This is a genomic window from Paenibacillus sp. JNUCC32 (genome assembly GCF_014863545.1).
In the GTDB taxonomy this organism is placed as follows: Bacteria; Bacillota; Bacilli; order Paenibacillales; family Paenibacillaceae; genus Paenibacillus_AQ; species Paenibacillus_AQ lautus_A.
This window is the reverse complement of sequence record NZ_CP062260.1, coordinates 4,914,873-4,941,292: the sequence shown is the minus strand read 5'-3', so window position 1 is coordinate 4,941,292 and position 26,420 is coordinate 4,914,873. Positions and strand designations below refer to the sequence as shown.

Annotated in this window: 23 protein-coding genes, 1 tRNA gene and 1 riboswitch; of the genes, 15 read left to right on the top strand and 9 right to left on the bottom strand. The window is 51.0% G+C overall.

Translation table 11 applies throughout. From position 1 onward, the window contains the following. Positions 1 to 40 precede the first annotated feature (40 nt). Both JNUCC32_RS21890 and JNUCC32_RS21885 read right to left on the bottom strand, forming a co-directional pair. Positions 41 to 1,072: a ribonucleotide-diphosphate reductase subunit beta gene (locus JNUCC32_RS21890; protein ID WP_036670897.1), complete on the bottom strand. Its 1,032-nt coding sequence runs from the start codon at positions 1,070 to 1,072 to the stop codon at positions 41 to 43. A gap of 804 nt (positions 1,073 to 1,876) precedes the next feature. Beyond that, a complete protein-coding gene (locus JNUCC32_RS21885; RefSeq protein WP_012818853.1) occupies positions 1,877 to 4,210 on the bottom strand; it encodes a ribonucleoside-diphosphate reductase subunit alpha in 2,334 nt (777 codons plus the stop codon). A 194-nt stretch (positions 4,211 to 4,404) separates the two neighbouring features. After that, a riboswitch (cobalamin riboswitch) is annotated at positions 4,405 to 4,638 on the bottom strand. Between the two features lie 369 nt (positions 4,639 to 5,007). Here JNUCC32_RS21885 and JNUCC32_RS21880 point away from each other — a divergent pair. Both JNUCC32_RS21880 and JNUCC32_RS21875 read left to right on the top strand, forming a co-directional pair. Beyond that, positions 5,008 to 5,313 (top strand): MTH1187 family thiamine-binding protein, encoded by a 306-nt coding sequence (locus tag JNUCC32_RS21880; RefSeq protein ID WP_192569824.1) that lies wholly within the window; start codon positions 5,008 to 5,010, stop codon positions 5,311 to 5,313. Between the two features lie 108 nt (positions 5,314 to 5,421). Beyond that, positions 5,422 to 5,493, top strand: a tRNA-Thr gene (locus JNUCC32_RS21875). Positions 5,494 to 5,575: 82 nt separating this feature from the next. Here the strand turns inward: JNUCC32_RS21875 and JNUCC32_RS21870 are convergent. Beyond that, positions 5,576 to 6,133 carry a dihydrofolate reductase family protein gene (locus JNUCC32_RS21870; RefSeq protein ID WP_192569823.1) on the bottom strand — a complete coding sequence of 186 codons (558 nt, stop codon included), beginning with the start codon at positions 6,131 to 6,133 and terminating at the stop codon, positions 5,576 to 5,578. A 559-nt stretch (positions 6,134 to 6,692) separates the two neighbouring features. Then, positions 6,693 to 7,238: a cupin domain-containing protein gene (locus JNUCC32_RS21865; RefSeq protein WP_192569822.1), complete on the bottom strand. Its 546-nt coding sequence runs from the start codon at positions 7,236 to 7,238 to the stop codon at positions 6,693 to 6,695. Between the two features lie 382 nt (positions 7,239 to 7,620). Here JNUCC32_RS21865 and JNUCC32_RS21860 point away from each other — a divergent pair, with 382 nt between their 5' ends. From JNUCC32_RS21860 to JNUCC32_RS21855, 3 genes are all read left to right on the top strand, one after another. Next, a complete protein-coding gene (locus JNUCC32_RS21860) occupies positions 7,621 to 8,583 on the top strand; it encodes an arsenic resistance protein (RefSeq protein WP_192569821.1) in 963 nt (320 codons plus the stop codon). A 170-nt stretch (positions 8,584 to 8,753) separates the two neighbouring features. Further along, positions 8,754 to 8,849, top strand: coding sequence for a hypothetical protein (locus tag JNUCC32_RS31630; RefSeq protein ID WP_012818867.1), 96 nt, complete (start codon positions 8,754 to 8,756; stop codon positions 8,847 to 8,849). Positions 8,850 to 9,523: 674 nt separating this feature from the next. Then, on the top strand, positions 9,524 to 10,252 hold the full coding sequence (locus JNUCC32_RS21855) for an N-acetylmuramoyl-L-alanine amidase (RefSeq protein WP_192569820.1): 729 nt from the start codon (positions 9,524 to 9,526) through the stop codon (positions 10,250 to 10,252). Positions 10,253 to 10,507: 255 nt separating this feature from the next. On the opposite strand, the gene JNUCC32_RS21850 is transcribed toward JNUCC32_RS21855, so the two are convergent. After that, on the bottom strand, positions 10,508 to 10,840 hold the full coding sequence (locus JNUCC32_RS21850) for a hypothetical protein (RefSeq protein ID WP_009591801.1): 333 nt from the start codon (positions 10,838 to 10,840) through the stop codon (positions 10,508 to 10,510). Between the two features lie 326 nt (positions 10,841 to 11,166). Here JNUCC32_RS21850 and JNUCC32_RS21845 point away from each other — a divergent pair, with 326 nt between their 5' ends. From JNUCC32_RS21845 to JNUCC32_RS21820, 6 genes are all read left to right on the top strand, one after another. Further along, complete coding sequence (locus JNUCC32_RS21845; RefSeq protein WP_192569819.1) at positions 11,167 to 12,912, top strand: ABC transporter ATP-binding protein; 1,746 nt, start codon at positions 11,167 to 11,169, stop codon at positions 12,910 to 12,912. Beyond that, positions 12,909 to 14,711, top strand: a complete 1,803-nt coding sequence (locus JNUCC32_RS21840; protein WP_012818871.1) for an ABC transporter ATP-binding protein — start codon at positions 12,909 to 12,911, stop codon at positions 14,709 to 14,711. The genes JNUCC32_RS21845 and JNUCC32_RS21840 overlap by 4 nt, the downstream gene beginning before the upstream one ends. 142 nt (positions 14,712 to 14,853) lie before the next feature. After that, the gene (locus tag JNUCC32_RS21835; protein ID WP_192569818.1) at positions 14,854 to 15,411 is read left to right on the top strand and encodes a hypothetical protein; all 558 of its coding nucleotides are present in this window, start codon (positions 14,854 to 14,856) and stop codon (positions 15,409 to 15,411) included. 183 nt (positions 15,412 to 15,594) lie between these two features. After that, a complete protein-coding gene (locus tag JNUCC32_RS21830) occupies positions 15,595 to 15,894 on the top strand; it encodes a phage holin family protein (protein WP_009591821.1) in 300 nt (99 codons plus the stop codon). Positions 15,895 to 16,002: 108 nt separating this feature from the next. Then, positions 16,003 to 16,530, top strand: a complete 528-nt coding sequence (locus JNUCC32_RS21825) for a DinB family protein (RefSeq protein WP_228468802.1) — start codon at positions 16,003 to 16,005, stop codon at positions 16,528 to 16,530. A gap of 190 nt (positions 16,531 to 16,720) precedes the next feature. Beyond that, positions 16,721 to 16,876 (top strand): hypothetical protein, encoded by a 156-nt coding sequence (locus JNUCC32_RS21820; protein WP_006208027.1) that lies wholly within the window; start codon positions 16,721 to 16,723, stop codon positions 16,874 to 16,876. 72 nt (positions 16,877 to 16,948) lie between these two features. Here JNUCC32_RS21820 and JNUCC32_RS21815 read toward each other — a convergent pair whose 3' ends face one another. Then, entirely contained in the window at positions 16,949 to 17,179 is a 231-nt protein-coding gene (locus JNUCC32_RS21815) for a hypothetical protein (protein ID WP_009591802.1), read from the bottom strand. After that, positions 17,176 to 17,751 (bottom strand): 5' nucleotidase, NT5C type, encoded by a 576-nt coding sequence (locus tag JNUCC32_RS21810; RefSeq protein ID WP_012818875.1) that lies wholly within the window; start codon positions 17,749 to 17,751, stop codon positions 17,176 to 17,178. Before JNUCC32_RS21810 ends, JNUCC32_RS21815 begins: the two co-directional genes overlap by 4 nt. 288 nt (positions 17,752 to 18,039) lie before the next feature. On the opposite strand from JNUCC32_RS21810, the gene JNUCC32_RS21805 reads away from it, so the two are divergent. The 3 genes from JNUCC32_RS21805 to JNUCC32_RS21795 all read left to right on the top strand — a co-directional run bounded on the left by JNUCC32_RS21805 (position 18,040) and on the right by JNUCC32_RS21795 (position 23,264). Further along, positions 18,040 to 20,292 carry an ATP-binding cassette domain-containing protein gene (locus tag JNUCC32_RS21805; RefSeq protein ID WP_192569816.1) on the top strand — a complete coding sequence of 751 codons (2,253 nt, stop codon included), beginning with the start codon at positions 18,040 to 18,042 and terminating at the stop codon, positions 20,290 to 20,292. A 194-nt stretch (positions 20,293 to 20,486) separates the two neighbouring features. Next, complete coding sequence (locus tag JNUCC32_RS21800) at positions 20,487 to 22,163, top strand: glycoside hydrolase family 13 protein (protein ID WP_192569815.1); 1,677 nt, start codon at positions 20,487 to 20,489, stop codon at positions 22,161 to 22,163. 39 nt (positions 22,164 to 22,202) lie between these two features. Further along, positions 22,203 to 23,264, top strand: a complete 1,062-nt coding sequence (locus JNUCC32_RS21795; RefSeq protein ID WP_192569814.1) for an NAD(P)-dependent alcohol dehydrogenase — start codon at positions 22,203 to 22,205, stop codon at positions 23,262 to 23,264. Between the two features lie 123 nt (positions 23,265 to 23,387). Here JNUCC32_RS21795 and JNUCC32_RS21790 read toward each other — a convergent pair whose 3' ends face one another. Together JNUCC32_RS21790 and JNUCC32_RS21785 are read right to left on the bottom strand one after the other, a co-directional pair. Further along, a complete protein-coding gene (locus tag JNUCC32_RS21790) occupies positions 23,388 to 24,236 on the bottom strand; it encodes a DUF4179 domain-containing protein (protein WP_192569813.1) in 849 nt (282 codons plus the stop codon). Next, positions 24,233 to 24,751 carry a sigma-70 family RNA polymerase sigma factor gene (locus tag JNUCC32_RS21785; RefSeq protein WP_192569812.1) on the bottom strand — a complete coding sequence of 173 codons (519 nt, stop codon included), beginning with the start codon at positions 24,749 to 24,751 and terminating at the stop codon, positions 24,233 to 24,235. The genes JNUCC32_RS21790 and JNUCC32_RS21785 overlap by 4 nt, the downstream gene beginning before the upstream one ends. Before the next feature lie 360 nt (positions 24,752 to 25,111). Here JNUCC32_RS21785 and JNUCC32_RS21780 point away from each other — a divergent pair, with 360 nt between their 5' ends. Then, positions 25,112 to 26,395 carry an MFS transporter gene (locus JNUCC32_RS21780; protein ID WP_228468801.1) on the top strand — a complete coding sequence of 428 codons (1,284 nt, stop codon included), beginning with the start codon at positions 25,112 to 25,114 and terminating at the stop codon, positions 26,393 to 26,395. Positions 26,396 to 26,420 lie beyond the last annotated feature (25 nt).

The following is a 26,420-nucleotide window of genomic DNA, read 5'->3' as shown; positions in this document are numbered from 1 at the left end:
TTTAGGGAACCTCGGAGGTTTTGTGTATATGGAAGGAAACTTATAGATCGTCAAAGCCGTTGTCGTCGCCAACTTTGCCGTAGTTACGGGATTTGGCTTCGAAGAAGTCGGTTTTCGTTGCGTTGAGGGCTTCGTCGGAGAAAGGCTTGATCCATGGCATGCAGTTGACGTCCACGCCTTCGTAAGCTTTTTCCAGACCCATCATGGTGATGCGACGGTTCGCGATGTACTTGATGTAATCGCTCAACTCGTTCAGATCGATGCCGCGCACATTGCTGAGCGTGTAGTGGGCCCAGTTGGTTTCGAGCTCGACGGCACGGTCAATGGTGCGGTACAGGTAGTCGATGTTCTCTTTGGTGTTCAGCTCAGGGAAATCCTTGAGCAGCTGCTTGAACACTTCGGCGAAGAAGTAGCAGTGCTGGTTCTCGTCACGCTGAATATAGGAGATCATCTGGCTGGTTGCCATCATCTTTTGGTCACGGGCCAGGTTGTAGAAGAAGGCAAACGTGCTGTAGAAGAAAATCCCTTCCAGGATCAGGTCGGCGACCATGGCTTCGAAGAAGGATTGCGGCGACGGATTGTCGCGGAAATTCTGGTAAATGTTCGAGATGAACTGGTTGCGCTCCAGAAGAACCGGATCATGCTTCCAGTATTCGAAGATTTCCTTCTGCTCCTGCTCCGATACGATGGAGGAAAGCACGTAGGAATAGGATTGGTTGTGAACCACCTCTTGCTGACCGATGATGGCCGAGATGGCTTCGAGCGACGAGTCGGTGAAGTAACGCTTCACGTCGCCGACAAACATCGTCTGCATGGAATCGAGCACAGCCAGCAGGGAGATGTTGATTTTGAAGGTGCGCTGCTCTTCAGGGTCCAGGCGCGGGAACTGCTGCGCATCCTTGGACATCGGAATTTCATCCGCGATCCAGTGGTTCAGCAGCAGAACCTTATACAATTTATACATATGAGGCATCCGAATGTCGTTCCAGTTCAGGATCCCGGAGCATTCACCTTCAATGACGCGAGTGGAGCGGTTGGGTGCTTCGGTGTTAAATATCTTTTGCATTTGCATGCCGATTTTCTCTCCTTGTATTTCATAATAGGGCGGCGCATAGGCGAAGCCTGAGGGAAACCTCCCAGCATATTCATGGAACGGGTATCCACACCGGGACGGGTATCCATCTCCAGCCGCTGTTGTCCGCCCTTTGCCTTAATGTATTTTAAAGGTTGCAAAGGGCTCCCAAAGGCGGACGTAAACTCTTCCGATTGGATACCCTTACCCTTGTAGTCTTTTAGTTAGAAAGCTTATTCCCGCCTGCTATGCGAGACCCCCCGCATGCAGCCGCTCGACGCTTGTCGCATCGCATGAGAAGCGATTCCCAAAGGGAGAGCGAACCACGCAGGCAGTAACTCAAAATCGCACGAAGTAGGTCAATAGTCCCCGCACCACATGAAAAGCGATTCCCAAGGGGAGAGCGATCCACGCAGGCAGTAACTCAACCAATCGCACGAAGTAGCTCAGTAGTCCCGCACCACATGAAAAGCGATTCCCAAAGGGAGAGCGATCCACGCAGACAGTAACTCAACAAATAGCACGAAGTAACTCAAAGGTCCCCGCACCGCATGAGAAGCGATTCCCAAGGGGAGAGCGATCCCAGCAGACAGTAACTCAACAAATCACACGAAGTAACTCAGAAGTCCCCGCGCCGCATTCCAGCGTTCCCGCAGGGAGAAAGCGCTCCTAGCCACTAAAGCAACTTAAGAAGCGCCTCATTCACATCCAACCCACCTTGCGGGTGTCCAGAGGGCAGAGCCCTTGGGGCCCTCCCTTGGAAGGGAGGGGTTGGGTGGGTTCGAAAAAGGTTAATCTAAACTCTTAGCTTGCGCACGACTCACACTCTTCAATCGTCAGCGCGCGGCTGCGTACATAGTACGTGGATTTGATGCCGGCTTTCCAGGCATGCAGATGCAGCTCCAGGAATTCCGAAGCCCGGATATCAGGGCGGACGTACAGGTTAAAGCTTTGCGCTTGGTCAACGTGACGCTGACGGGCGGCAGCCATTTTGATGGACCAATGCTGGTCGATCAAGAAAGCCGTTTTATAGTACCAGATCGTTTTCTCGGACAGATCCGGAGCAGGGTTCGCCACTTTATAAGTGGTTTTTTCTTCATAAGACAGAAGTTCGTACAATGGATCGATGCTCGCCGTGGAACCCGCGATGATCGAAGTGGAGCCGTTCGGCGCGATGGCAAACAGCCATGCGTTACGGACGCCGTTCGCTTGCACTTCCTGCTGCAATTCACGCCACTGTTCGGTGGTCACGAACTTGCCTTCATGCTCGCCGTCGGTATAACCGCGGAACGTGAAGTACTCGCCGCTCTCCCAGTCGGAGCCTTTGAATTTCGGGTAGTGGCCTTTTTCCTTGGCCAACTCCATGCTGGATTTGACGAGCAGGTAGTTGATGTGTTCGTACAGATTGTCATTATAGGCAACGGCTTCGTCGGATTCCCAGCGGATGCCTTCCAGCGCCAGCAAGTGGTGCAGACCGAAGGTGCCGAGACCGACCGCGCGATATTGGCTGTTGGTGTATTGAGCTTGCAGAACTTCAATATTGTTAATGTCGATGACGTTATCCAGCATGCGAACCTGGATCGGAACGAGACGCTCCAGCACACCGGCAGGTACGGCACGGGCCAAGTGGATGGAGTTCAGGTTGCAGACAACGAAATCGCCAGGGATTTTGGAAATCACGATCCGGGTTTGGCCGTCTTTCGTAACCAGCTCCTCTTGCTCAACGACCGTCGGAGATTGGTTCTGCATGATCTCCGTGCACAGGTTGGAAGAGTAGATCATGCCATGAGCCGAGTTCGGGTTCGCACGGTTGACCGTGTCGCGGTAGAACATGTACGGCGTACCCGTTTCAAGCTGGGATTTCATGATGCGCTTCATAATGTCGATGGCTTGTACCGTAATGCGCGGCAGCAGCGGGTTCGCTACGGCTTCCGCGTATTTTTGGCGGAATTCGCCTTCGCCTTGAGTATGGTCATAGAAGTCCTCCAGACCTAGCGGACGGCCGTTCTCGTCTTTCCAGCCCATGATTTTCTTCACTTCATGCGGACAGAACAGGCTCCACTCTTCACGAGCTTCTACAGCCTCCATGAACAGGTCGGGCAGGCATACGCCATGGAACACGTCATGCGCTCTCATGCGCTCGTCGCCGTTGTTCAGCTTCAGATCCAGGAAGGACAGGATGTCTTTGTGGAACACGTCCAAGTACACCGCGATGGCGCCTTTACGAGTTCCCAATTGGTCAACGCTAACAGCGGTGTTGTTCAACTGGCGAATCCAAGGGATGACGCCGGAACTGGTATTCTTGTGACCACGGATGTCAGAGCCGCGTGCACGGACTTTACCGAGGTATACCCCGATGCCGCCGCCCATTTTGCTGAGACGGGCGATGTCCGTATTGGAATCGAAGATTCCTTCCAGGGAGTCGTCCACGGTATCGATAAAGCAGCTGGACAGCTGGCCGGCTACTTTTTTACCTGCATTGGACATGGTCGGCGTAGCCGCCGTCATGTACAGGTTACTCATGGCCCAGTAGGCTTCCTTGACAAGGTCAAGACGCTTGTCGGCAGGCTCGTTATGCATGAGGAACATCGCGATGACCATGTAGCGTTCTTGCGGAAGTTCCATGACGCGACCGTCAAAGTCGTTTGCCAGGTAACGCTCAGCCAGCGTCAACAGACCGATGTAGTCAAACAGCAGATCCCGGCTTGGATCGATGCATTCGCCGAGTTCTTCGATTTGTTCTTTGGTGTAGCTGGTCAGAAGGTCCTCGCGATAGATGCCTTTTTGCACAAGCTCCGTAATGAGCGGGTAGAAGGCACCGTATGGTTCTTCCGGGTATGCTTTGTATCGGCGGTTGGTAGCCGCTTTTTTATATAAAGAGGTCAGAAACGAACGCGCAGCTGCAAACTTCCAATTCGGCTCCTCTTTAGTTACAAGCTCAAGGGCGGACATCGTGAAGGCGCTGCTGATTTCTTCGCCGGTAACCTGCTCACCGCGCAATTTGGCATTGACGCCGCGAAGCAGACGCTCCTTATCGAGCATGTCCAATCCTTTCAGAGTCCGGTCGGCATAGACGGAGAGGCGAATTTCATCAAAGGCGAGCTGACGGTTGTTCGGTTTAACTACGAGCTGGGGCATGAATAAATTCCTCGCTTTCTTCGGGGGAAATATGAAAAAGGACATCAAAAAAACATTTTCTAAAACCCGCGGGCAGGCTTGAAAATGTCCGTGCGCTGTGATTCGGAAATGACGTTTGACATAAGCCCTTGAACGGGCATGATGTTATGTACAGACGCAAGTTTAACGAACACTTACCTAAAGCCCCGTAGGTTGGTGTCTGCTGCATATAGGCAGGTCTCTGACTCGGGCTTCTGCCTCCCGGCGGTGCCTCCCGAAAACCTTGATCCGATTCTTCGGCGGCTATGCCGTATGAGGATGGCTGAAAAAAATGATGAACAGCCTAAGAGCCCTTACAGTGGCGGGACCGTGATGGATTTACACCATGCTTCCCTATTAAGCCGGACTGCCTTATGGGTTGATCCGGCACCTATATACACTATATTTGGTTGTTGTTAATCTAATTTAACCCAATATATTGTGTTTGTAAACCATATTCTTAAAATTGAACGCAAAAAGAATTATAGCAAACGAGCGGTCATTGTGCCAGTTAAGAAACTGTCAAAAGGCGATAAGATTTCCTGGATTGTGACCAAATGCGACCTTTTCTGCGCAGATACCGCGTATATTCTCGTTTTGACAAAATAGGATATTACCGTATGGATGAGGCGGGCAGGATACACTATATCTTGTGTGAAGCTAAAACTGAAGGGCTTTGATATGGCGGACCGAAATTGGTATGATATCCGTATCCGGAATTGGAATTGGAAAATGGAAGAGCATCGCATGATTGAGATATGACGAGGGGGGTTGTTCAGATGGCAATAGCAGAGGTAACGGTGATTCCGATCGGAACCGCAACCACGAGTTTAAGCGCTTATGTCGCCGAGATGCAGCGAATACTGAAACAGCAGGAAGGGATTTCCTATGAGCTGACATCGATGAGCACGATCATCGAGGGAGAGCTTAACATGATCTGGCGGGCGATTGAGGCTTTGCATGAAGCGCCTTTTCTGTCCGGGGCAAAGCGCGTATCGACTTCCGTTAAAATTGACGACCGCAGGGACCGGGTCTCCTCAAGCAAACAGAAGATCCAATCCGTGCAGGAAAAGTTAGGCGGGTAATGCCGCCAAATTCGGTGGATATTCCCGTTAGAATAGGACTTGCTTTTTGCTGCCGAAGTATTATAATAATTTTTGTTGTTTCGAGAGGAATATCATCGAACCACATGTGCTGGTGTAGCTCAGGGGTAGAGCAACGCACTCGTAATGCGTAGGTCGGGGGTTCAATTCCCTTCACCAGCATCTTCATAAAGTCAATAACGGCGCGGTTTTCCGTCATTCGGGAACCGGGCCGTTATTTGTACGTGTTGGCGAATGCGCAATATTATTCGTTCCCATCAAAATGATAAATTAGTTGCACAACGCCTGAGGAGAACGTTCTTGTATTCACCATTTTTAAATTCAACCTCTGTTTTATATCCACAAACAGCGGTTTTCCTTCTCCCAAAACGACAGGGTGAACGGATAATCGATATTCATCAACAAGTCCCAAATTGATAAAAGTCGTAATAAGACTTGCCCCTCCGTACAGCCAGATGTCTTTACCAGGCTGATTCTTTAATTTATTTACTTCTTCAAGAATGCGATCATTTATGAATATTGCTTTATGATCACTCCCCTTTTGCGTCCTGGAAAACACATACTTTTCTTTACTATGAACCAATTCCCAAAACTCTTTTTCGGAATCCGCATGTCCAATTTCCGGAGTGAATTGTCCCCATAAATCATAGCTTTTTCTTCCATACAAAATGGTATCGATTTGATTTAAAAAATGATTAAACCCCATTTCAGAGTCCATAATGCACCAATCAACTTCACCATGTTTCCCTTCAATAAAACCATCCAAAGTAACCGCTAAATCTAAAATTATTCTTCGTGCCATGATTTATTGCTCCTTTCGTTACGTTAATCTACCATCCAGTATAGACTTCAAATACGTCACCTTATGTCATAAAACGCCTAACCTCGTTAAAATGATTTTATGTAAACTGAAGTCGTTCCCTCCTGGAGCGGCTTTTTTTATTTCTTCGAAGGAGCGTGATATGATATGAAATAAATTGATGGAATGGTTGGTACAGAAGGTGAATGCAACTTTTTCTTGAGGTGATATTTTGGGCGATAGACCATTTAAAGCTTTGAGATATATATTCACGTGGATAGCCTTTATTTTTGTTATATGCGTTTGGTTCAGTTCTCACAAAACGTTATATTTAGGGTTTGTAACGCTGTCTGTAAGTGCCGGATACCTAATGCACATTGTTGGAGTGAAAAGAGGGGAAAGTGAAGATAGCAAACTGTTCTTATCCATCATTTCGTGCTGTTTATGTTTTTTAGTCTCGTTATATATTTTTTGTATAACACTTTAGCCCGCCAGCATTAAGCTGACGGGCTTCAGTTTTCTAACGGCATATAAATTAGCAAAATCCTAAGAATAACAAATTCTAATCAGCAGACATGGCCTCTGCTTTTGTTTCGTGGACCGTGCCAAATGGATGCTCTGGAGGGGCATATATCACGTATATTTTTAGCGGTACGCTGCCCATATTGGTGACATTGTGCCATTTTCCAGCAGGTATCATGATGGCATAGCCATCATAGGCCATTTGTTGAAAATCTAAATTATGTTTGCTATCGCCCATTTGAACAAGCCCTTGACCTTGTTCAATGTGTATGAATTGGTCGGTTGTGGGGTGAACCTCTAATCCAATGTCATCTCCAACATGAATGCTCATTAGGGTCACTTGTAAGTGCTTCCCTGTCCATAAAGCGGTTCGGTACGTATTGTTTTGTTTCGCAGCTTGATCAATATTCAGTACAAGTGGTCCTCGCCCATAATCCGTTATTTGAATATCTTCATCATCACGATTCCAACGGGCATCATACCAACTGAAATAATGAGGATTCAAGCTATGAAGCCGGTTGTAATCGTTCCAGTATTGATATCTCGGATCAAACACTTGATAAGGGTAACATGGATCGCGGTACATGTTCATTCTCCTTTTATCGTTTCATCATTTTCCGATTATCCTATGCTGCTGCCTAATTAAAAGATTCGAAAATGGGCTAGGGCCTATAACTAAAGACAAGCGGTAAGCTAAGACATGGATATCGTCTTGGACTGCCGCTTTCAGGTTTTAAGTTACCCTTGTTAGCCATAACGATAACGCCACTAACAACGCCTAACAACAAATAAGCCAATATTATGGTTAGGACGCCTTTAATCCCTTTCAGAGATGGGTGTGCCTATTCTCCAAGAGCTAAATAGGGTATATGCAATGGCTGATAGCAGCGCGGCCCCCAAAAGCAGTATTAAGCAGTGCCGTGCTGGTCCCGTGATATAATTCGGATAAAAAAGTGGAGCGTGGACAGATGCTTAGACTGGAGAGTGTAGAGAAGAATCAAATAGGCGTTTATGCAGCAGCCTTGATATTAGGTGCAGTAATGGGCTTATTAAGTCCCGCCATAGGCATGTTTGTTGAGCCTGCCATATCATTCATGATTGCCATTCTTCTTTTCAGCATGTTTTGTCAAATTCCATTCCTTAAGCTGAGGGAGGCTTTATCCAACGGGCGTTTTATAGGAGCTTTATTGCTTGTGAATTTTGTTCTGACACCGGTTCTCGTCTATATTCTAACCTTGGTATTTCCTCAACCGGCTCCCGTTTTACTTGGTGTTTGCCTTGTGCTTCTGACGCCATGCATTGATTATGTTATTGTTTTTACACAGTTAGGGAAAGGGAATGAGCGATTGATTCTTGCGTCCACACCGATCCTTTTTGTAGTACAGATGATTATGCTTCCGTTTTACTTGTGGCTTTTCCTTGGCTCGGAAGCAGCAGAAATGGTCAAGGTGGGCCCATTTGTCGAGGCATTTATCTTCTTGATTTTCGTCCCGTTGCTTCTTGCTTTGGCTGCACAGTTCTGGGCCAAGAAAAGTGCCAAGGGTTCAAAATCGTTGCAATTAACCGCATGGCTCCCTGTACCCTTTATGGCAATCGTTCTTTTTGTAGTCATTGCTTCACAAATCGGGAGGGTGTATGAAGATCTTAGCGTTATCATAGCGGTTATTCCCATTTATGTTCTATTCCATATCATGACGCCGTTTATTTCACGGGCGACCTCGGCGTTTTTTCGAATCGGACCCAAGGATGGGAGAGCGCTTATATTTAGTGCAGGGACACGGAATTCATTAGTCGTTCTTCCTTTAGCACTTACCCTGCCTGAGGAAATGGCTACGATTGCAGCAGCGGTAATCGTCACTCAAACCGTGATAGAGCTAATTGCCGAGCTTGTTTATATACGTATCGTGCCAAATTTGATTTACCGGGATTGAAAATAAGTTGTTACCGCCTGACTGGACAGGAAATATCGTCGCCGAGTGACATTTGGATCGCTGGCAGAGGCTGGCGGGGGTATTTTTTGTCTATGAGCAGTACATGCGCCCTGACACTTCATGAAATTTTGAATACGTTATATCGTATCGTAAGCAAAGGAGGGAATCTCATGGGCGAAGTTGGATACGGTGGGTATAACTCTGTGGGAGCGATTCTTGTTCTCTTCATCTTGTTGGTTATCATTACTGCTTCTTTCTGGGTATAATTTCGTTTCTCTTCGCAACAAAAAGCCCTGCCGACTCATGTCGGCAGGGCTTTTTAAATCCTAAAGGGATGATCGGTAATGGGGCTCAAAATATAACCATCAGGATACCGAATACGAGTACGATTGATCCCAGAACCACCAGAAGAATCCCGCTGGATTTTATATAGCGAATGTAGTCGGAATCAGGCTCCGACCCATACTTTATGCTCCACATTTTATATAAGGACCCCCATGTGGGTTTGCGCATCCTCATGACACCACGAATGATAAGAGCTGTAGCGAACACGATAAGTACAAATCCAGACATATAACCCGTCTCCGATCGGTTAGAATAGAAGTAACACGGATGAAATCACCGCCTAGCCAAACATGAAGGCAATCTCCGGGAAAGTTCCATTGTATGCATAATATCAGGGATTCCGGATGAAATGAAGCTTGGGCCTGGGGCACAAGAGGTCAGCTCAAAACCGTAACCGGGCCATTCGATATAGGCTCCAGCAAACACCGACCGTACCCCATTGGAGTATCTTATATTATATACTCGTCCTTGCAGTAGGATCTATAGTTGCCTTGCCTAGTAAACGTGGAAGCATGAGCGGAAGGAAGGGACGCGGCCTACTCCGCTGTATTTAGCCACCAGGCTATTCAACAACCTACAAAGGCGGTGAATGATCGTGAAAAAGGTTTGGATTGACGCAGGACATGGCGGAAAGGATGCCGGAGCCACCGGAAACGGGCTGCAGGAAAAGGATATCGTATTAGCGCTGTCCCTGGCCGTGAAAAAACGATTGGAAGCCGAATACGACGGCGTTCAGGTATACCTCTCCCGGTCTTCCGACGTGTTTCTGGAATTGGCGGAACGGACCGATAAGGCAAACGCTGCCGGTGCCGATGTCCTGGTAAGCATCCACTGTAACGCAGGCGGCGGTGCAGGGGGCTTCGAGTCATATCGATATACCTCCGCAAGCCCTGGTTCGGTAAAACTCCAGAATGTTATTCATTCGGAGGTCATGAGCGCGATTACATCCTACGGGGCAAGTGATCGAGGACAGAAGGCGGCTAACCTGCATATGGTCCGTGAATCTAAAATGCCTGCGGTGTTGACCGAGAACCTGTTTATCGATGTGGCAGCGGATGCAGCCAAGCTGAAACGGCCGGACGTGCTGGACGCTCTGGCGAGAGGCCATGTCAACGGCATTGCCAAATACCTGGGACTTCAGAAGAAAGAGGGGGCTGCTGCGGTGAGCGATAAGGTCAATGTCATTGTAAACGGTAAGCAGATCGAAGATGGCAAGCTGGAGAATGGCGTGACCTATGTACCGCTCCGGGCCATCGGTGAGGCATTAGGCGTCAAGGTGGGATGGGATAACAAGACCAAGACGGCTACGGTGACGACCGAATAGACTCGAGTCCGGTGGCTTTTAGATGAAGTGCCTTCCTCGCCGTGTCTTGATGTAGATGCACAAGGACGCGTTCATGTTGAACAATTTATGTCTCTTTAATCGTAATTTAAGCTTCCCTTAATATTTGAGGCATAAGATAAAAGCACCCCTTTTAAAAAAATATATCAGAAGCCCCTCTAACATAGGTTAGAGGGGCTTCTTTGGTTGTCTTCCCTTATTAGAGGAAAGACCCGGGGTACGGTACTGATGGAATATTTACAATCCCAGCCATTTCGTAATATAAGCGGATACGGCTAATTCCTGAAAATCCTGCCAGCTGCGAAATGGGGTATGCTCAACGATAAACGGGTTAATCGTGCGACCTTGTATGAATTCGTCAAAATCTTCATCGGTGCTTCCCTCGTATCCAGCGGCCTTCAGCAAGTGATCGATGGAAGAAAACTTCGTATGTCTTTGAATAAATGATTCCGAGAACAGTTCTTCCACGGGCACCTCTTGTTTCATGTCCGAGAGCCTTGCGGCATTTTCGCGAATTTCTGATAGCTTCTCTTCATCCAGTCCGTCTAATCCACTGATCCCAGTATTCATTATGCCCACCTCCAAAAAGTTGCACGTCACTCTATTATACATATACGAGTATGCTGAATTATCGGATTCGCTTTTTTTTGAAGCGGGTATTGACTCGTTAGATTTATATAGGAAGAGAAGACGGAAGGGGCTCCTTCAATTGTATATAATCGCAGAGAGGCCGTGCAGTTATGCACTTAAGAATAAACGATCATCACATTATAATTATTCTTTACCTAGGAATGATCGGGGTTTTCATGTAGACTGGTAATGATTTACTGCCGGGCATGCCTGTGTTTGGGGGATGACGGTCCGTACATACTTGCTTGCATATGGGGGTGGGCACTGTGCCCAAAAAAGAAAAGGTATCCATGTCATGGCTGCTGCGGTATTTGAAGCCGGTAAAAGGACGGCTGATCCTGCTGCTGGCCATGCTGCTGACGTCGACCGGCTTGCAGCTGCTGAATCCGCAGATTGTCAAACGCTTTATCGACACGGCAGCCGGCGGAGGCGTGATAGCCACGCTGATCCAGCTTGCGGGATTATTCCTGATCGTGGCTGTGTTGAACCAGCTGATTACCGTAGCTGTCAGTTATCTGGGGAATGATATTTCATGGCGCGCGACGAACCGGCTCCGCGGCGATCTTTTGAAGCATTGCTTACGGCTGGATATGCGGTTTCATAATGTGAAAACGCCCGGCGAGATGATTGAGCGGATTGACGGAGACGTGACGAATATCTCGAATTTCTTTGCGATGTTCATCGTGCAGGTGATCGGCAGCTTCGTGCTGCTTGCCGGCATATTGGGATTCATGTTTACGGTCAATTTGCCCATCGCGATCGTGATGACGGTGTTCACGCTGCTGTCCATTCTGTTCATGGTGTTCATCCGGAATATGGGCGTCAATTCCTCCAAGAACGAACGGGAAGCCAGCGCTTCGCTGTTCGGATTGATTGAGGAACGCATCGCCGGCATCGAGGATGTTCAGGCAAATGGCAACGTGCCGTACGTCATGAACCGGTTTCACCGCTTGATGCGCAGCGTGTTCCTGAAGGGGAGAAAAGCCTGGATGCTCCGCGTCGTACCCTGGAACACTACGGTGATCCTGTTTGCCCTAGCGGTTACCGCAGTCCTGTTACTGGGGGTACGCTATTATTTGATCAATGAAATTACGCTGGGAACCCTGTTCCTGATCTATCAATATACGCAGATGTTAAACGATCCGATCGAGATGCTGGGCGACCAAGTGCAGGAGTTCCAGAAAGCGAAATCCGGCATGCTGCGCTCCAGAGAGCTGCTGTCCAACAAGAGCGAGATCGTGAACGGGGAGCAGGAAGAGCTGCCCGAAGGCGCGCTCGGTTTGGAGTTTGAGGGCGTCAACTTCAGTTACAACGCGGATAAACCGGTATTAAAGGACATTAACTTCGAAGTGAAGCCGGGTGAACGCCTGGGGATCATCGGACGTACCGGCAGCGGGAAGTCGAGTCTCAGCCGCATTCTGCTTCGGCTGTATAACATCGACAGCGGGGTCATCCGCGTCGGAGGCACGGATATCACGAAGCTGAAGCTGCCGGCGCTTTACCGCCGGGTGGGGATGGTTACGCAGGATGTGCAGCTGTTCGACGGCTCGCTGCGCGACAACCTGACGCTGTTCGATCACGGCGTGTCGGACGAATTCATCCTGGAAACGACGGAGCGTCTCGGGCTTCGGCAGTGGATCGATGCGCAGCCGGAAGGTCTGGATACGCATCTGACCACAGGCGGGGCCTCGTTGTCCGCCGGGGAAGCGCAGCTGTTTGCGTTAACCCGGGTATTTTTGACGCAGCCGAGCCTGGTGATTCTGGATGAACCCTCTTCCCGCTTGGACGCCGCAACGGAGACCATGCTGCAGGCAGCCGTCGATCAGCTGATGAGCAGTTGTACGGGCATCATCATCGCGCATCGGCTGGCTACCCTGGAGCAGGTGGATAAAATCATGGTGCTGGGTGACGGACGAATTCTGGAATTCGGCGCACGGGAAGCACTTGCGTTAGATCCGGCATCGCATTATGCGAGACTGCTGAGCACAGGCAGAGAGGAGGAGCTGGCGTGACCATCACGGGTTTTATAGGGCGGCTGTTTCGATTTAGGCCCTCATTATTTTTAATCAACGGTTTATTGTGGTGCATCTTTCATTCGCTGCCGTTATTGATCGGGCTCGGAATGCAGTGGTTTTTCGACCGGGCCACATCGAATTCCACGGATTATGTATGGCTGGCCGTTCCTTTGATTTTTATTGCCGTTGTAAGGGTCGCGCGGGTGGGGACGTTCTTTGCAGCCTTCTATCAATGGGTAACGTATATTTATCATATCCAGGCTATCTTGCGCACCAACATGCTGGCGGGGATCATGCGCTGGCCGGGACGGAATTTGCCGGCTTCTCCAGGGGAGGCGATGAGTCGCTTCCGCGATGACGTGGATGAAGTGGTGGAATACGTGGAGTCCTGGGTGGATTTTTGGGGACGCCTTGTTTTTGCGCTCGTATCCGTTGTCATCATGGCAAGCATTAACTGGAAAATCATGCTGGTGGCCGTGCTGCCGCTCGTGGTGGTCACGCTCCTGAACAATTTATCCGGCAACCGCGCACGGCGTTACGGCCTGAAGAACCGGGAAGCTACGGGGCGCATCACCAGCTTCATTGCCGAAACCTTCGGCGCGGTTCAAGCATTGAAGCTCGGGCAGGCCGAAGATCATGTCCATGAACGCTTCACGAAGCTGAATGAGGACCGCCGGCAGGCAGCGCTGAAGGATAATCTGTTCAAACAATGGATGCGGTCCCTGAACCAGCATGTGCTGAGCATTTGTACGGGGCTGATCCTGTTGATGTGCGCAACCGAGATGCAGGCCGGACATTTCACCGTCGGTGATTTTGCGTTGTTTACGACGTACCTGGCCAATATCGGGTTCAGCATTTCCTTATTCGGATATATGGTGTTCCAGCACAAACGGCTGAAGGTTTCCTTTGACCGTATGCGCTCGCTGTTCCGCCCCGGCGAGGAGGACCGGATTATTGAGGCGAGGGAAACGTATCTGAACGAAGATCCTCCGGAACTGCCTCTCATTCGCAGGGAGCCGGGGGAGAAGCTCAAAGAGCTGGAGGTAAAGAATTTATCCTATCATTATCCGAATTCGGAGAATGGGATATCGAATATTAACCTCCGCCTGGAGCGCGGCAAGTTTCTGGTGGTGACCGGCCGAATCGGGGCCGGGAAATCGACGCTTGTCCGGACCCTGCTGGGGCTGCTGCCCAAGCAGGCGGGCACGATTCGCTGGAACGGGGAAGAAGTCGATCCGGCTACCTTCCTGATGCCCCCTCGGGCGGCTTATACCCCGCAGGTTCCAAGGCTGTTCAGCGATCCTTTGAGAGAGAACATCGTGCAAGGGAAGAAAGAGCGGGCCGAGGAAGCGCTGGAACGGGCCGTCCGGCTGGCCGTCATGGAGAAGGACATCGAGAATCTGGATCAAGGGCTGGAGACGTTTGTCGGCCCGAGAGGCGTCATGCTGTCGGGGGGACAGATCCAGCGCGCGGCCACGGCGCGCATGCTGATGACCGGCGCGGATCTGTACATCTTCGACGATCTGTCCAGCGCGCTGGACGTGGAGACGGAGCAGCTGGTATGGGAGGGAATGTTCAAGGAGCGTGACGTCACCTGCATTGCAGTATCGCACCGCAGGGCGGCTCTGTCCAAGGCCGATCATATCATCGTCATGAAGGATGGACGGATCGAAGCGGAGGGAAGCTTGGCGGAGCTGCTCGCCACGAGCGAAGAGATGCAGCTGTTATGGCAGGGTCAGTCCACGACCGAGACCGAGGCCGCGGTAGCGGATGAAGCCGAGGTTAGTAAGGTATAACATTCAATGTGGTTTGGAATTGGGGATGTTTGAACAGGTTTATGAGCAAGGCAGCTTCCGTTGGTGAGGAGGCTGCCTTGTTTTGTATAATAATGGGTGGAATATACTGGAATTATATCGGTCATATAAGGGGGAGTTCTGCATGAAGAATCGCAAGTTCTTGATCACTTTCGGTCATAACCTGGACCATAGCAACATGGATGATCTGGTGTCAGATCGCCTTTCCCGTCATAAGGGGCGGATACAGAAGGATTACTTCGATCCGGTGCTGCGCAAAGGTGCTGCGTTTATTCTAAACTATCAGATCATCGACACGAATGCGGACAGAGTCTCGCAGCGGTATTACTTGGATGACTACCACATAACGGAAGCCCAGCTGCAAGGCTTTCTGTACTCATTGAACAAGCTGAAGGGTACGCATTTGTTGTGCAATCCCAGGAGGCAGGGACATCACTGGACCGTCATCGACGAAATCGAGTACAGCTGTTATGCCTATCAGACATTGGACGGAAGGGATCTTCGTTTTATAGAATACCAAAATGATACCAGGGCGGATGCCGTCATGAAGAAGGGGATACCCCGGATTCCCGAGCATCAGCACTACCTTGCCTTGCCAACGGACTGCAGTCAGGAAGAGAAGGATCGGCGGTTGACCGATTGGATCTGCGGGATCATTGAAGCGGCAGGCAATGACCTTTAGTTTCAACGCCACTTCAAAGAATACCTTCTTGTATTCCCTCCACCCGGAAATACGCGATTGGCGCTTCGTCTGCCCATCCATGAACCTATCATGAATTCCATCGGCAGATTCTATTATTTTGCCTGCGGGAATAAGGATATAAGTACAAGCCGATCGATAGGCTCTAGGAATAGGATGTAGAAAATGAATGGAAAGGGTGGGTTTGTCATGGAATGGAGCGTCATTTTTCAACTGATCGATCCGCGGCTGTTCATGGTCGTTGCCGCTTGTTGGGTGATCGGATACGTGCTGAAGCAAACGCCTAAGGTTCCGAATTGGAGCATCGTATATGTGGTTATGGTCGTATCCATCCTGTTGACAACCGGCTTGATCGGCTGGAGCGTGGAGAATATCATCCAAGGCATCCTTGCGGGAGCGTTCGCCGTATTCGGGCATCAGGCCGTTAAACAAACGGCAGAGGCGATTGCGACCAGAAAGAAGTAAGAACGGCTGCAATGGGCCCCAGGATCATTTTGGTCTAAACCGAACGTTACCTTGTAGCCTGCGTCTCCCGCCTGTTATCCTAAAGTGCATGAGATCATGAGAGGGAGCGTGAAAGACTTGCAAAGGAAAACGTTGACCGTTGAGGCGCTGCCTGGGTTTGAGCCGGAGATCGGCCGCTGGATATGGGGACTTGAGGACGTGCGGCGGACGATATTGAAACGGCTGGCCGGGATCCCATATGAGCATCTGAATCATAAGGCGGCCGGCCGGCAATCCATCGGTTCACTGCTATACCATATTGCCTTAATCGAAGCGGACTGGCTGTACGTCGAGGTGCTTGAATCCGATTGGGACCCGAAAATAAAGGCAGGTTTCCCCTGGGATCACCGTACGGAGGATAACCGTCTTTCCGAAGTGCCGGATCAGCCGCTCGCTGAGCATCTCCACCGTATGCACATGGTTCGTCAGGAACTGGTTGCCCATTTCCGAGGCATGGACCTTTCGGACTGGAGAAGACCCAGACGACTGGAGGCGTACGATGTGACGCCCGAATGGGTCATCTATCATCTGATTGAGCATGAGTCCCATCACAGGGGACAGATATTTCAGCTGTTAAGGGAATTGGAGCAAGCGTGAGCATCGTCCTGACGCTGGGAAGCTTCGGCTTCTTCCGGAGCCGCGCATCGCGGCATTTTAAGCGAATGTGCCATAATTTTTATAACCACGCAGGGCAGGGAGCATTCCTTGCTCTTTTTGCGCATATCCTGCAACGATTCATTCCGCCATACGTATTAAGCCAGATAGAATGCGGTTCGGAGGGGATACGATGAATAACGAATTTTACGTGGGATGGGGAACGCTGGCGCTGATCAATGCCGGGCTGGCCCAAGGAAAGAACAGAACGGGATTAAACTGGTTTCTGCTGTCACTGTTGTTAGGCCCGCTCGCAACCCTGTTTCTTGTCTTGTCAGCTAAAAGGTGAACTTGGCAAAAAAGGTAAATCGGGCAATAAAAAGAGCCGCCTCCCGGCAAGGGAAGCGGCTCTTATCGTATTTTACATCCGCTGAAACATTGCGGTATCACGGCTGTAGTGCGTCAAATAACCTGTTTCTTCGTTGCGGATGCGGACGACATCCGGCGTGTAGCATTCAATGTAACCTCGCTCGATCTCCACGTATACGCTTGCGGGGTCTTCCTCCCACACGGAAACCAGCGTTTCCGACAGCGCGGCAGCGAAAAAATGGATGTCTTGCGACAGGTACCGGCTATTGCGGTCTATATTCATTTCATTTCCCCTTGATGATTAGAATCGGATAACATGCGGTCTACTAACTCGTTCATTCCCTTCCAGGAATCCTTCAGAATAAATTCATGCTGAATATGCGCATTCCATGGGCGCGGAATCAGGATGGTCTGTTTTCCGGCTTTTCTCGCAGCAATCGCATTATGGGGACCATCGTCAATCAGAAGGTCAAACTCTACTAAATCCTTGCGCTTGGCCACGAAAAAATTCTCGAACGGAATAAAAGGCATATGCCTCTGCAGCCATCTCCATTTCTCAGGCACCGAGGATGGGCGGGCTGCGGTAACGACAATGACATCATAATCATGTGTCATTCTGTGAACCTCGTCAATCGTATATTCGTCAAATAGTTCGAGCTCTTCATACAAACCGGGCTTTCCGAAGAAAAATTCTTCCGAGCATTCAGGATGCCAGATTTGGTGCAGGTTGTAATCGGTAATCTGATCGAGCGTAAGCTGGGGATCCTTGTACTGCAAATTGTGATAATGGATGGCTTTGGGAATCAGATGGCAGATCGTATCATCCATATCGATGGCGACTATTTTTTTGCTCATATCGTCATTACTCTCCTGTAATCATGAAATCTTCGAAAGATGATGTTCCGTAAATTGTAATGGACAGGATGCATATTGGCAAACCAAAATCAAAAATGGAAGGATGTTGCATTTCTTTCCCCTGACTCATTATAAACTAAGTATAACATTAATAGGCCGGCAACCCTTCTGATATTTTCCCGGCGCGGGTTCGACCGGAATCATAGCAGCTTTCCTTCATTATGACAGTACATGTCATGAATGCCCTTTTATAATAGGAGCACTACAGGGCACAAAGGAGGAACGGCCATGCCGCAAGAATATATCCGCATTCGCGGTGCCAGGGAGAATAATCTAAAGAATGTTTCGCTCCAAATTCCAAAACGAAAAATCACCGTCTTTACCGGCGTATCCGGCTCGGGCAAATCGTCCATCGTGTTTGATACCATCAGTTCCGAGGCCCAGCGATTGCTGAACGAGACGTTCACCGCTTTTGTTCGGAACCGGCTTCCCCGGCATAGCCGCCCGAACGTGGACTCGCTCGAGAATTTGTCGACCGCCATCGTCATCGACCAGAAGCGGCTGGGAGGGAACTCGCGTTCCACGCTCGGCACGATCACCGATCTGTACGCCGTTCTTCGACTGCTGTTTTCGAGGGTGGGGCAGCCATTCGTAGGTTATTCCAATGCGTTTTCTTTTAACGATCCGCAGGGCATGTGTCCGGAATGCCAGGGAATCGGGAAGAAGGTGGAGCTGGATCTGACGAAGCTGCTGGATACGACCAAATCCTTGAATGAGGGAGCGGTCCGGTTTCCGATTTTCTCGGTGGACAGCTGGTATATGAAGAACTACACCATGTCCGGTTTCTTTGATAACGACAAGAAGCTGGCCGATTATTCCGAAGCGGAATGGGATCTCTTCCTGTACGGCAAGGAGGGAAAAGTGACGTTCCCGTCCAAAGGCGGACCGGTGCAGTCCGACTTCGAAGGCCTCGTGCTGAAATTTAACCGGCTGTATATTCAGCGAGACAGCAGCGAATTGTCCGAACGAACCTTCAATCACGTGAAAAATTTCATTACGCACGGCACATGCCCGTTATGCGAGGGGACACGGCTCAGCCAAGCTGCGTTAAGCTGCAGGATCAACGGATTCAACATCGCCGAGTGTGCGGCCATGGAGATCGGGGACCTAAGAGCGTTCATCCTGGATATCAAGGAGCCGATCGCTGCCGGCATGGTAGCCAGCTTAGCGGAGCGGCTGCAGCATTTGATGGATATGGGACTGGATTACCTGACGCTGAACCGGGAGACGACCACGCTCTCCGGAGGCGAGTCGCAGCGGGTCAAGATGGTCCGGCATCTGGGCAGCAGCCTGACGGACATGATGTATGTTTTTGATGAGCCGAGCGTGGGCTTGCATCCGCGGGATGTCCACCGTCTGAACGGCATGCTGAGGAAGCTTCGCGACAAGGGCAACACCGTGCTGGTCGTGGAGCATGACCGTGACGTGATTGAAATTGCCGATCATGTGGTGGATGTGGGGCCGAATGCCGGTACCCGGGGAGGGGAAATTGTCTTCGAAGGGACGGTCGAGCAGCTGTGCGACCAAGCTTCCACCTTAACCGGGCGGTATATGAAGCGGTGGATGCCGATGAAGGAACAGTTTCGCGTACCTACAGGGCATATGCGCATTGCCAATGCGAATCATCATAACCTGAACAATGTGACGGTGGAGATCCCGGTAGGCGTATTGACCGTGGTCACGGGCGTAGCGGGATCAGGAAAGAGCTCGCTCATTCACCATGCCTTCCTGTCCCAGCATCCCGAGGCTGTTGTCATCGACCAGTCCGCCGTCAGCGCCTCGATCCGTTCCAACCCTGCCACCTACACGGGGATCATGGATGACATCCGGAGCATGTTCGCCAAGGCGAACGGCCAGAGTCCGTCCCTGTTCAGCTTCAATTCCAAAGGGGCCTGCCCCGACTGCCACGGGCTCGGCTTCATCTATACGGACCTGGCTTTCATGGAAGGCATCAAGTCGCCGTGCGATACCTGTGACGGCAGACGTTTTAAGGATGATGTGCTCCAGTACAAGCTCCATGGAAAAATGATCACCGAGGTGCTGGACATGACGGTGCTGCAGGCGCTGGATTTTTTCGAGAAAAAAGAAATCAAGCGGCGGCTGGAAGCATTGCATGACGTGGGCCTGCACTATCTGACCCTCGGACAGCCGCTGAGCACCCTGTCCGGGGGCGAAAGCCAGCGCATCAAGCTGGCCAGCGAGCTGCACAAGCAGGGGCAGATTTACGTCATGGATGAGCCGACGACGGGGCTGCATATGTCGGATGTCGGGCATCTGCTGGACATGATGAATCGGCTCGTCGATAACGGCAGCTCGGTGATCGTGATCGAGCACAATCTGGACGTGATCCGTCAGGCGGACTGGATCATCGATCTCGGGCCCGAAGGCGGCAGCAGGGGAGGGAGGGTCATATTCGAAGGAACGCCCGCCGAACTGATCGCGGCGGAACACTCCCTGACCGGTAAATACGTGAGAGGATAGACTTAGAATGGCTGTGCCGCATATCCCCGCGGCATGGCCATTCTATGGTTATCAGGCTTATATGATCGTTTAAACGGCAATACTGTATGCTGCCACAGACTGCGGCTTAGGCAGGAGTCGGTTCATAAGAATAAACGACTAATGTCCGTATACCGCGATGGGCAGCATTTTGATTGTAAACGGGGGATCAGGCAATGCGGAAAGCATGGTGGAAAGAAGCCGTTGCGTATGAGATCTATCCGCGCAGTTTCATGGATTCGAATGAAGATGGCATCGGGGATCTGCAAGGGGTGATATCCCGTCTGGATTATTTGAAGGATCTCGGGATTGACGTCATATGGGTATGCCCTATCTATCGATCCTCCAATAACGACAACGGCTATGATATCAGCGATTATCAGGATATTATGACGGAATTCGGCTCGATGGCCGACTTCGACCGGCTGCTGGCCGAAATCCATAAGCGCGGCATGCGCCTTATCATGGATCTGGTGCTTAATCATACCTCGGATGAACATCCGTGGTTTATGGAAGCCCGCTCCTCCCGAACGAATCCGAAGCGGGATTATTACATCTGGCGGGACCCGAGGGACGGGGCCGAGCCGAACAATTGGGAATCGGTGTTCACCGGTTCCGCTTGGGAGTACGACGAATTAACGGGTCAATATTATCTCCATCTCTATTCGAAAAAGCAGCCTGATCTAAATATGGAGAATCCGGCGGTCCGGGAAGAGCTGGTGCGGATGATCCGCTGGTGGCTGGATAAAGGGATCGACGGCTTTCGCGTGGACGCGATCACCCATATTAAGAAGCTGCCGGGTTTGCCCGACATGCCGAATCCAAACAACCTTCGATATGTCGATTCAAATCCCGGTCACCGGAATATCGCGGGAATCCATGAATTTCTTCAGCAATTCAAACGCGAAGCGTTCGCCGATTATGACATTATGACGGTGGGCGAAGCCAGCGGCATTCCGATCGCCGAAGCAGACCGCTGGATCGGGGAGGAGAACGGGGCGCTGAACATGATTTTTCAATTTGAGCACGTCAATCTCGATTTCGGACTCGAAGGGCGCTGGGATTACGCCGTCTGGGACTTGGCCGAATTGAAGCAGATCATGCATAAATGGCAGACGGGCCTGGAAGGGACGGGCTGGAACGCTCTCTATATGGAGAACCATGATCAGCCGCGCTCCGTATCCCGTTTTGGCGATCCGGTCCACTATCATAAGGAATCGGCCAAGATGCTGGCTACTTTTTTTATGCTGATGCAAGGGACGCCGTTCATTTACCAGGGGCAGGAAATCGGGATGACGAATGTCGAGTTTCCGGAGCTGAGCGATTATCGGGACGTGGAGATCTACAATTATTACCGCGAGCGGCTGTTGGACGGAAAAGACGTGTCCGAGACGATGCGCAGAATCGCGTACCGGGCCCGGGACAATGCAAGAACGCCGATGCAGTGGGATGACACGCTTTATGGCGGTTTCTCATCCGTCGTGCCGTGGATTCGGTCCAATCCGAATTATCATGAGATCAACGTGGAGCATCAACTGGCCGATCCGGATTCCATTCTGAATTACTATAAGGCCTTGATCCGTCTGCGCAAGTCCACCGAGGTGCTGATCTACGGAAAATACGAAGCCGTGCTGGAGGAGCATCCGGAGATCTTCGCTTATTCCAGATCATTAGGGAACGAGGTATATCTGATCGTATTGAACTTTTACGGCAGGACGCCGGAGTTTCAGTTTCCAGCGGAATGGAGCGGCCGTCATCCGGAAGTGGTGCTCACCAATTACGAGCGGTCGGACCGGAGTTTCGGCCAATTCACCTTAAACCCTTATGAAGCGATAGTTTATCGTGTAAACTAAGTGGGTAAGCGATTTCTTGAAATGAGAGGTGAATGCAGCTTGTCGCAGCCTAATTTGATGTCTGCCGCCGTTCTTGATCGTCCTTTATCCATTGGGGTGAAGCAGGTGCCCATTCCGGAGCCGAAGCCGGATGAAGCCTTGATTCAGGTGTTTTGCATCGGCATCTGCGGTTCGGACGTGCATTATTATGAGCATGGACGGATCGGAAGGTATGAGGTGAAGGAGCCGTTGATTCTGGGACATGAGCTGGCTGGAGTCGTTGTGAAAACGGGGGAGAAGGTGACAAATGTCTCCGTCGGTGACCGCGTGGCCGTAGAGCCGGGCGTTACGTGCGGGCGATGCGCCTATTGCAAAAGCGGACGCTACAACCTGTGCCCGGACGTGGTGTTCATGGCGACTCCTCCGGTTGACGGTGCCTGGGCCGAATACGTTGCGGTTCGCAGCGACTTCCTGTTCCGGCTGCCGGATGAAATGTCCTTCGAGGAGGGCGCATTGCTTGAGCCGCTGTCCGTTGGCCTTCATGCCGTACGCCGCGGGCGTATCCGGCCGGAGGACCGGGTGCTGGTGCTCGGTTTGGGCCCGATCGGCCTGCTTGCCATGGAGGCAGCCAAAATGTCCGGAGCCTCACAGGTATTCGGCAGCGACGTCGTGGATTACCGGCGCAATCTGGCCCTTCAGATGGGGGCCTCCGGCGTGATCAATCCCATGGACGAATCCGTGCCCCAGCGATTGGTCGAACTTACGGGCGGCAAGGGAATCGATCTCATCATCGAAACATCGGGCAATGCCGGGGCCATCGCGGATTCCATCGGTTATGTGAACCGCGGGGGCCGCATCGTGTTTGTAGGCTTGCCTGCAAAGGATGCCATTCCGGTGGATATCGGCGCTTTGGTTGACGCCGAGCTGGATGTATACGGTGTGTTCCGCTATGCGAATACGTATCCGGCCGCTATTCAGATGCTGCAGAACAAGGGCAGCCGCATACGGGACATCATCACCCACCAGTTTTCTTTGGATCAGATCGAGGAAGCCGTGGAGCTTGCCCGCACGCAAAAGGACACCAGCGTCAAAGTCATGATCTATCCTCATCAAAACGCATAACGTTTCTTTGCGGCAGGAAGAGCTGCTTCCGGAGCTGGAGGTACAACCGAACCTGATAATGTGATCATCAAAAAGCACCGCTCCAACACTTGTCGGAGCGGTGCTTTTTTCATGTGTTACCGGTTAGTCCGGGCGCTCATTGCTCATCCAGCTGTCGATGCGAAGATCATCGCCGTAGGTCTCGCGCGACGAAATTTCGCCGAGCTTCTGCTCGGCAGCCTCGCGGGTATCGAATCCGCCGATGACCGCGATAAAGTCCCCGCCGGCCGCCTTAATGAAGGTCACGTCGTCTTCCAAGTAAATCTCTTCAAGAATGGCCAGGGATTCCCCTTGCGGCATCGTCTCACTGCGGATATAGAAGACTTCGCGCGGAGTTACCGGCTCGCCGGTGGAAGTAAGCTTCAGCTCCAAATAGCCGGGATCTTTATATTCCGATACGGAATGCTTCACGCCGTCCTTCAGCTCAACGACAAAACGCATGGCCGAATCGTCCAGAATCACATTTTCATAAACATCCTTCACCAGCGGAAGCGCCAGCATGTCTTTCTTGATGGTATCATAGTCAAAATTTCGAACCCCGTTAAACGTGAAAATAAGGCGGTTCGGGGCATCTCTATGGTCGACGGTATAGGCAGGCACGCTGGAAACGGACTCGCCTTCCTGATCAAAATGAATCTTGAATACATCCTCGGAAGCTTCCGTTCCTACGGTAACGCCGTCGGTCCGCTCGCCGCCGCCCCCGAATTGCAGCACCTGAACGATGCTGCCCACCACGGGTACTTTGGATAAGGCATTGGCTACCGTTGGGATATTGACCACGAACAGCAGGGCAGCGGCCGCTGCAACAACGGAAGAATACCTCATCATACGTTTGGATCGTTTACGGGTGGCCGCCTTTTTCTGCGCAGCATCTATGACGCCTGTTAACTGAGCGGGGATTTCAATGTGTTCGTAGCGTTCTTTTCCTGTCATAGGCTATCGACCTCTCCCTCGATTAAATAAGATTTCAATTTTCCGATAATGCGATAAAACCTGGTTTTGACGGTGTTCTCGGACAATGACAGCACATCCGCCATTTCCCTAAAGCGCAGGTCCTCAAAAAACTTCAAAATCATGTAGGTTTTCTCCTCCGGCGGCAGTTTGTCCAGCGCATCGTACAGATCCATTTTCTCCTCCAGCGGGACCCCATGCTCTGCAGCCGCGTAGTCCTGGGCCTGGTCTTCCATATAGGTAAACCGCTTCTTGCGACCGAGATGGTCGATGGCAGCGTTAATGACGATCCGGGTCATCCAAGAATCAAAATACTGCGGCGCGTTCATCCGCTCATAAGCGAGGTATCCCTTATAGGTCGCTTCCGAGACGATGTCCAGTGCCTCCTGCTCGTTTTTGACATAGCAATAGGCCACCCGGTATAACTTGTTCTTGCATTTCTCGATATGTTCGCTGAACTGTTGTTGCTTCGATTCTTTCGCTCTCAGTTCACTCACTCCTAACTACTAGCACTAGTATACATGTCATGGCACGAATTCGTTGATCTGTTCATTCATTGGCCGGATTGATGGGATCAACTCAAGTACTTGAGTGCGCTTGACTGATCATTAGACCGTGGAGAGGGCCAAATAGTTTTAGTCCGGGATAAAAAATAGACGAATGGAGGGATATACCAGGCCGGTTACGCCGTTTGTGCGAATCCAAGGCTGAAATGAGGAGGGATTGAAAAATACCGAGCAGCTTAACAGAAGACATGAAGGATGTTACTATATGAGTCATATGAAATGAACGGAGGCCAGAATATGTAGGTTTTTCTACCCAACCCGCACAACTAAATACAGAATTGGGGTAGAAAGATGAAACGGAAATCCTTTCGATATCTCTGGATAGGCCAGGCGCTCGCCAATAGCGGCGATTTATTTTACATTGTCGGCCTGATGACTATGATCCATGGGATTACGGGATCTGCCATGTTGATGGCCATGATCCCTTTCGTTACGACGACGGCCCGGTTTATCAGCGGGAGCTTTGCGCCCGTTTTAATGGACAAGTACAGCCTCAAGTCGCTGCTTGTTTCGTCTCAGATCGGAAAAACGGCCGTGCTGTTCCTGTTGATGGTAACCTGCTATGCACTGGGAGAGCAGGAGGCGACGGTTTATGCGATTCTCGGATTCGTATTTCTCATCTCCTTGCTCGATGGCTGGGCTGCACCTGCCAGCCATGCCATGCTGCCGCGTCTGGTGGATGCCGCCGAGTTAACGAAAGCGAACAGCTTTGTTGCCATCGTGGATCAGATGATCCAACTGGGAGGCTGGGCGGTTGGGGGACTGCTGGTCGCAGTCTTGGGCGGAAGCAGCGTGATAGGACTGACCTTTGCGCTGTCCCTGGCAGCGGCAGTCTTCATGAAACTTATAGAGGATCGGCATGAAGCCGCCCCGGAACCGAAAGAGAAGACGCGCGTTTCGAAAGGGCGCTCCATTCAAGAAGGCTGGGCACTCATTTGGAAGCAGCCTTCCCTTCGGGCGATTCATGTGATTTATGTATTGGAGACGATGGCAGGCGTGATCTGGATCGCAGCGATCATCTACGTTTACGTGGCTGATGTGCTCCACAGGGAGGAGGCGTGGTGGGGATATATCAACGCAAGCTTTTTCCTGGGACTCATGCTGGGCGGACTGTTCGGAATGAGAGGCGGGGGGCTGATCGACCGCAATATTCGCAAGTTCGTCATCTGCTCTTCCTTCGGCATCAGTCTGATGACGCTAGGTTTTGGATTGACCTCGGTGCCTTGGCTGGCCCTTATGTTCTCGGCAGGCTTCGGCGTTTTTGAACAGCTGAAATCCGTCTCGCTGCAGACCACTCTGCAGCGAAGCGTATCCGTTCATCTGTTGCCGAAGGTGTACGCGGCTCAAAGCGCGATGGTTTCGCTGGTATTTGGCCTATCCACGCTGCTGTTCGGGTTCATCACCGACGAATACGGCGTCCGGACTACGTATATCATTGCAGCTGCGGTGTTGTTCATCTCGGGCTGTTACGCTGCAATCATACGAACGAGGTGGCCGGGGGCAGGGGAAGCGCAGCACAAGGAGGAGGACGCGCGGTATAATTGGCATATAGGTTCATCCTCCCGCCGGACTTGATGACTGCAAGTTTCATACATGCAGA

Excerpts from the sequence above, each read along its gene's own strand:
- JNUCC32_RS21890 (WP_036670897.1), bottom strand. The coding sequence starts at position 1,072 with ATGCAAATGCAAAAGATATTTAACACCGAAGCACCCAACCGCTCCACT.
- JNUCC32_RS21885 (WP_012818853.1), bottom strand. The coding sequence starts at position 4,210 with ATGCCCCAGCTCGTAGTTAAACCGAACAACCGTCAGCTCGCCTTTGAT.
- JNUCC32_RS21880 (WP_192569824.1), top strand. The coding sequence starts at position 5,008 with ATGGCAATAGCAGAGGTAACGGTGATTCCGATCGGAACCGCAACCACG.
- JNUCC32_RS21870 (WP_192569823.1), bottom strand. The coding sequence starts at position 6,133 with ATGGCACGAAGAATAATTTTAGATTTAGCGGTTACTTTGGATGGTTTT.
- JNUCC32_RS21865 (WP_192569822.1), bottom strand. The coding sequence starts at position 7,238 with ATGTACCGCGATCCATGTTACCCTTATCAAGTGTTTGATCCGAGATAT.
- JNUCC32_RS21860 (WP_192569821.1), top strand. The coding sequence starts at position 7,621 with ATGCTTAGACTGGAGAGTGTAGAGAAGAATCAAATAGGCGTTTATGCA.
- JNUCC32_RS31630 (WP_012818867.1), top strand. The coding sequence starts at position 8,754 with ATGGGCGAAGTTGGATACGGTGGGTATAACTCTGTGGGAGCGATTCTT.
- JNUCC32_RS21850 (WP_009591801.1), bottom strand. The coding sequence starts at position 10,840 with ATGAATACTGGGATCAGTGGATTAGACGGACTGGATGAAGAGAAGCTA.
- JNUCC32_RS21835 (WP_192569818.1), top strand. The coding sequence starts at position 14,854 with ATGAAGAATCGCAAGTTCTTGATCACTTTCGGTCATAACCTGGACCAT.
- JNUCC32_RS21830 (WP_009591821.1), top strand. The coding sequence starts at position 15,595 with ATGAATGGAAAGGGTGGGTTTGTCATGGAATGGAGCGTCATTTTTCAA.
- JNUCC32_RS21820 (WP_006208027.1), top strand. The coding sequence starts at position 16,721 with ATGAATAACGAATTTTACGTGGGATGGGGAACGCTGGCGCTGATCAAT.
- JNUCC32_RS21815 (WP_009591802.1), bottom strand. The coding sequence starts at position 17,179 with ATGAATATAGACCGCAATAGCCGGTACCTGTCGCAAGACATCCATTTT.
- JNUCC32_RS21810 (WP_012818875.1), bottom strand. The coding sequence starts at position 17,751 with ATGAGCAAAAAAATAGTCGCCATCGATATGGATGATACGATCTGCCAT.
- JNUCC32_RS21805 (WP_192569816.1), top strand. The coding sequence starts at position 18,040 with ATGCCGCAAGAATATATCCGCATTCGCGGTGCCAGGGAGAATAATCTA.
- JNUCC32_RS21800 (WP_192569815.1), top strand. The coding sequence starts at position 20,487 with ATGCGGAAAGCATGGTGGAAAGAAGCCGTTGCGTATGAGATCTATCCG.
- JNUCC32_RS21790 (WP_192569813.1), bottom strand. The coding sequence starts at position 24,236 with ATGACAGGAAAAGAACGCTACGAACACATTGAAATCCCCGCTCAGTTA.
- JNUCC32_RS21780 (WP_228468801.1), top strand. The coding sequence starts at position 25,112 with ATGAAACGGAAATCCTTTCGATATCTCTGGATAGGCCAGGCGCTCGCC.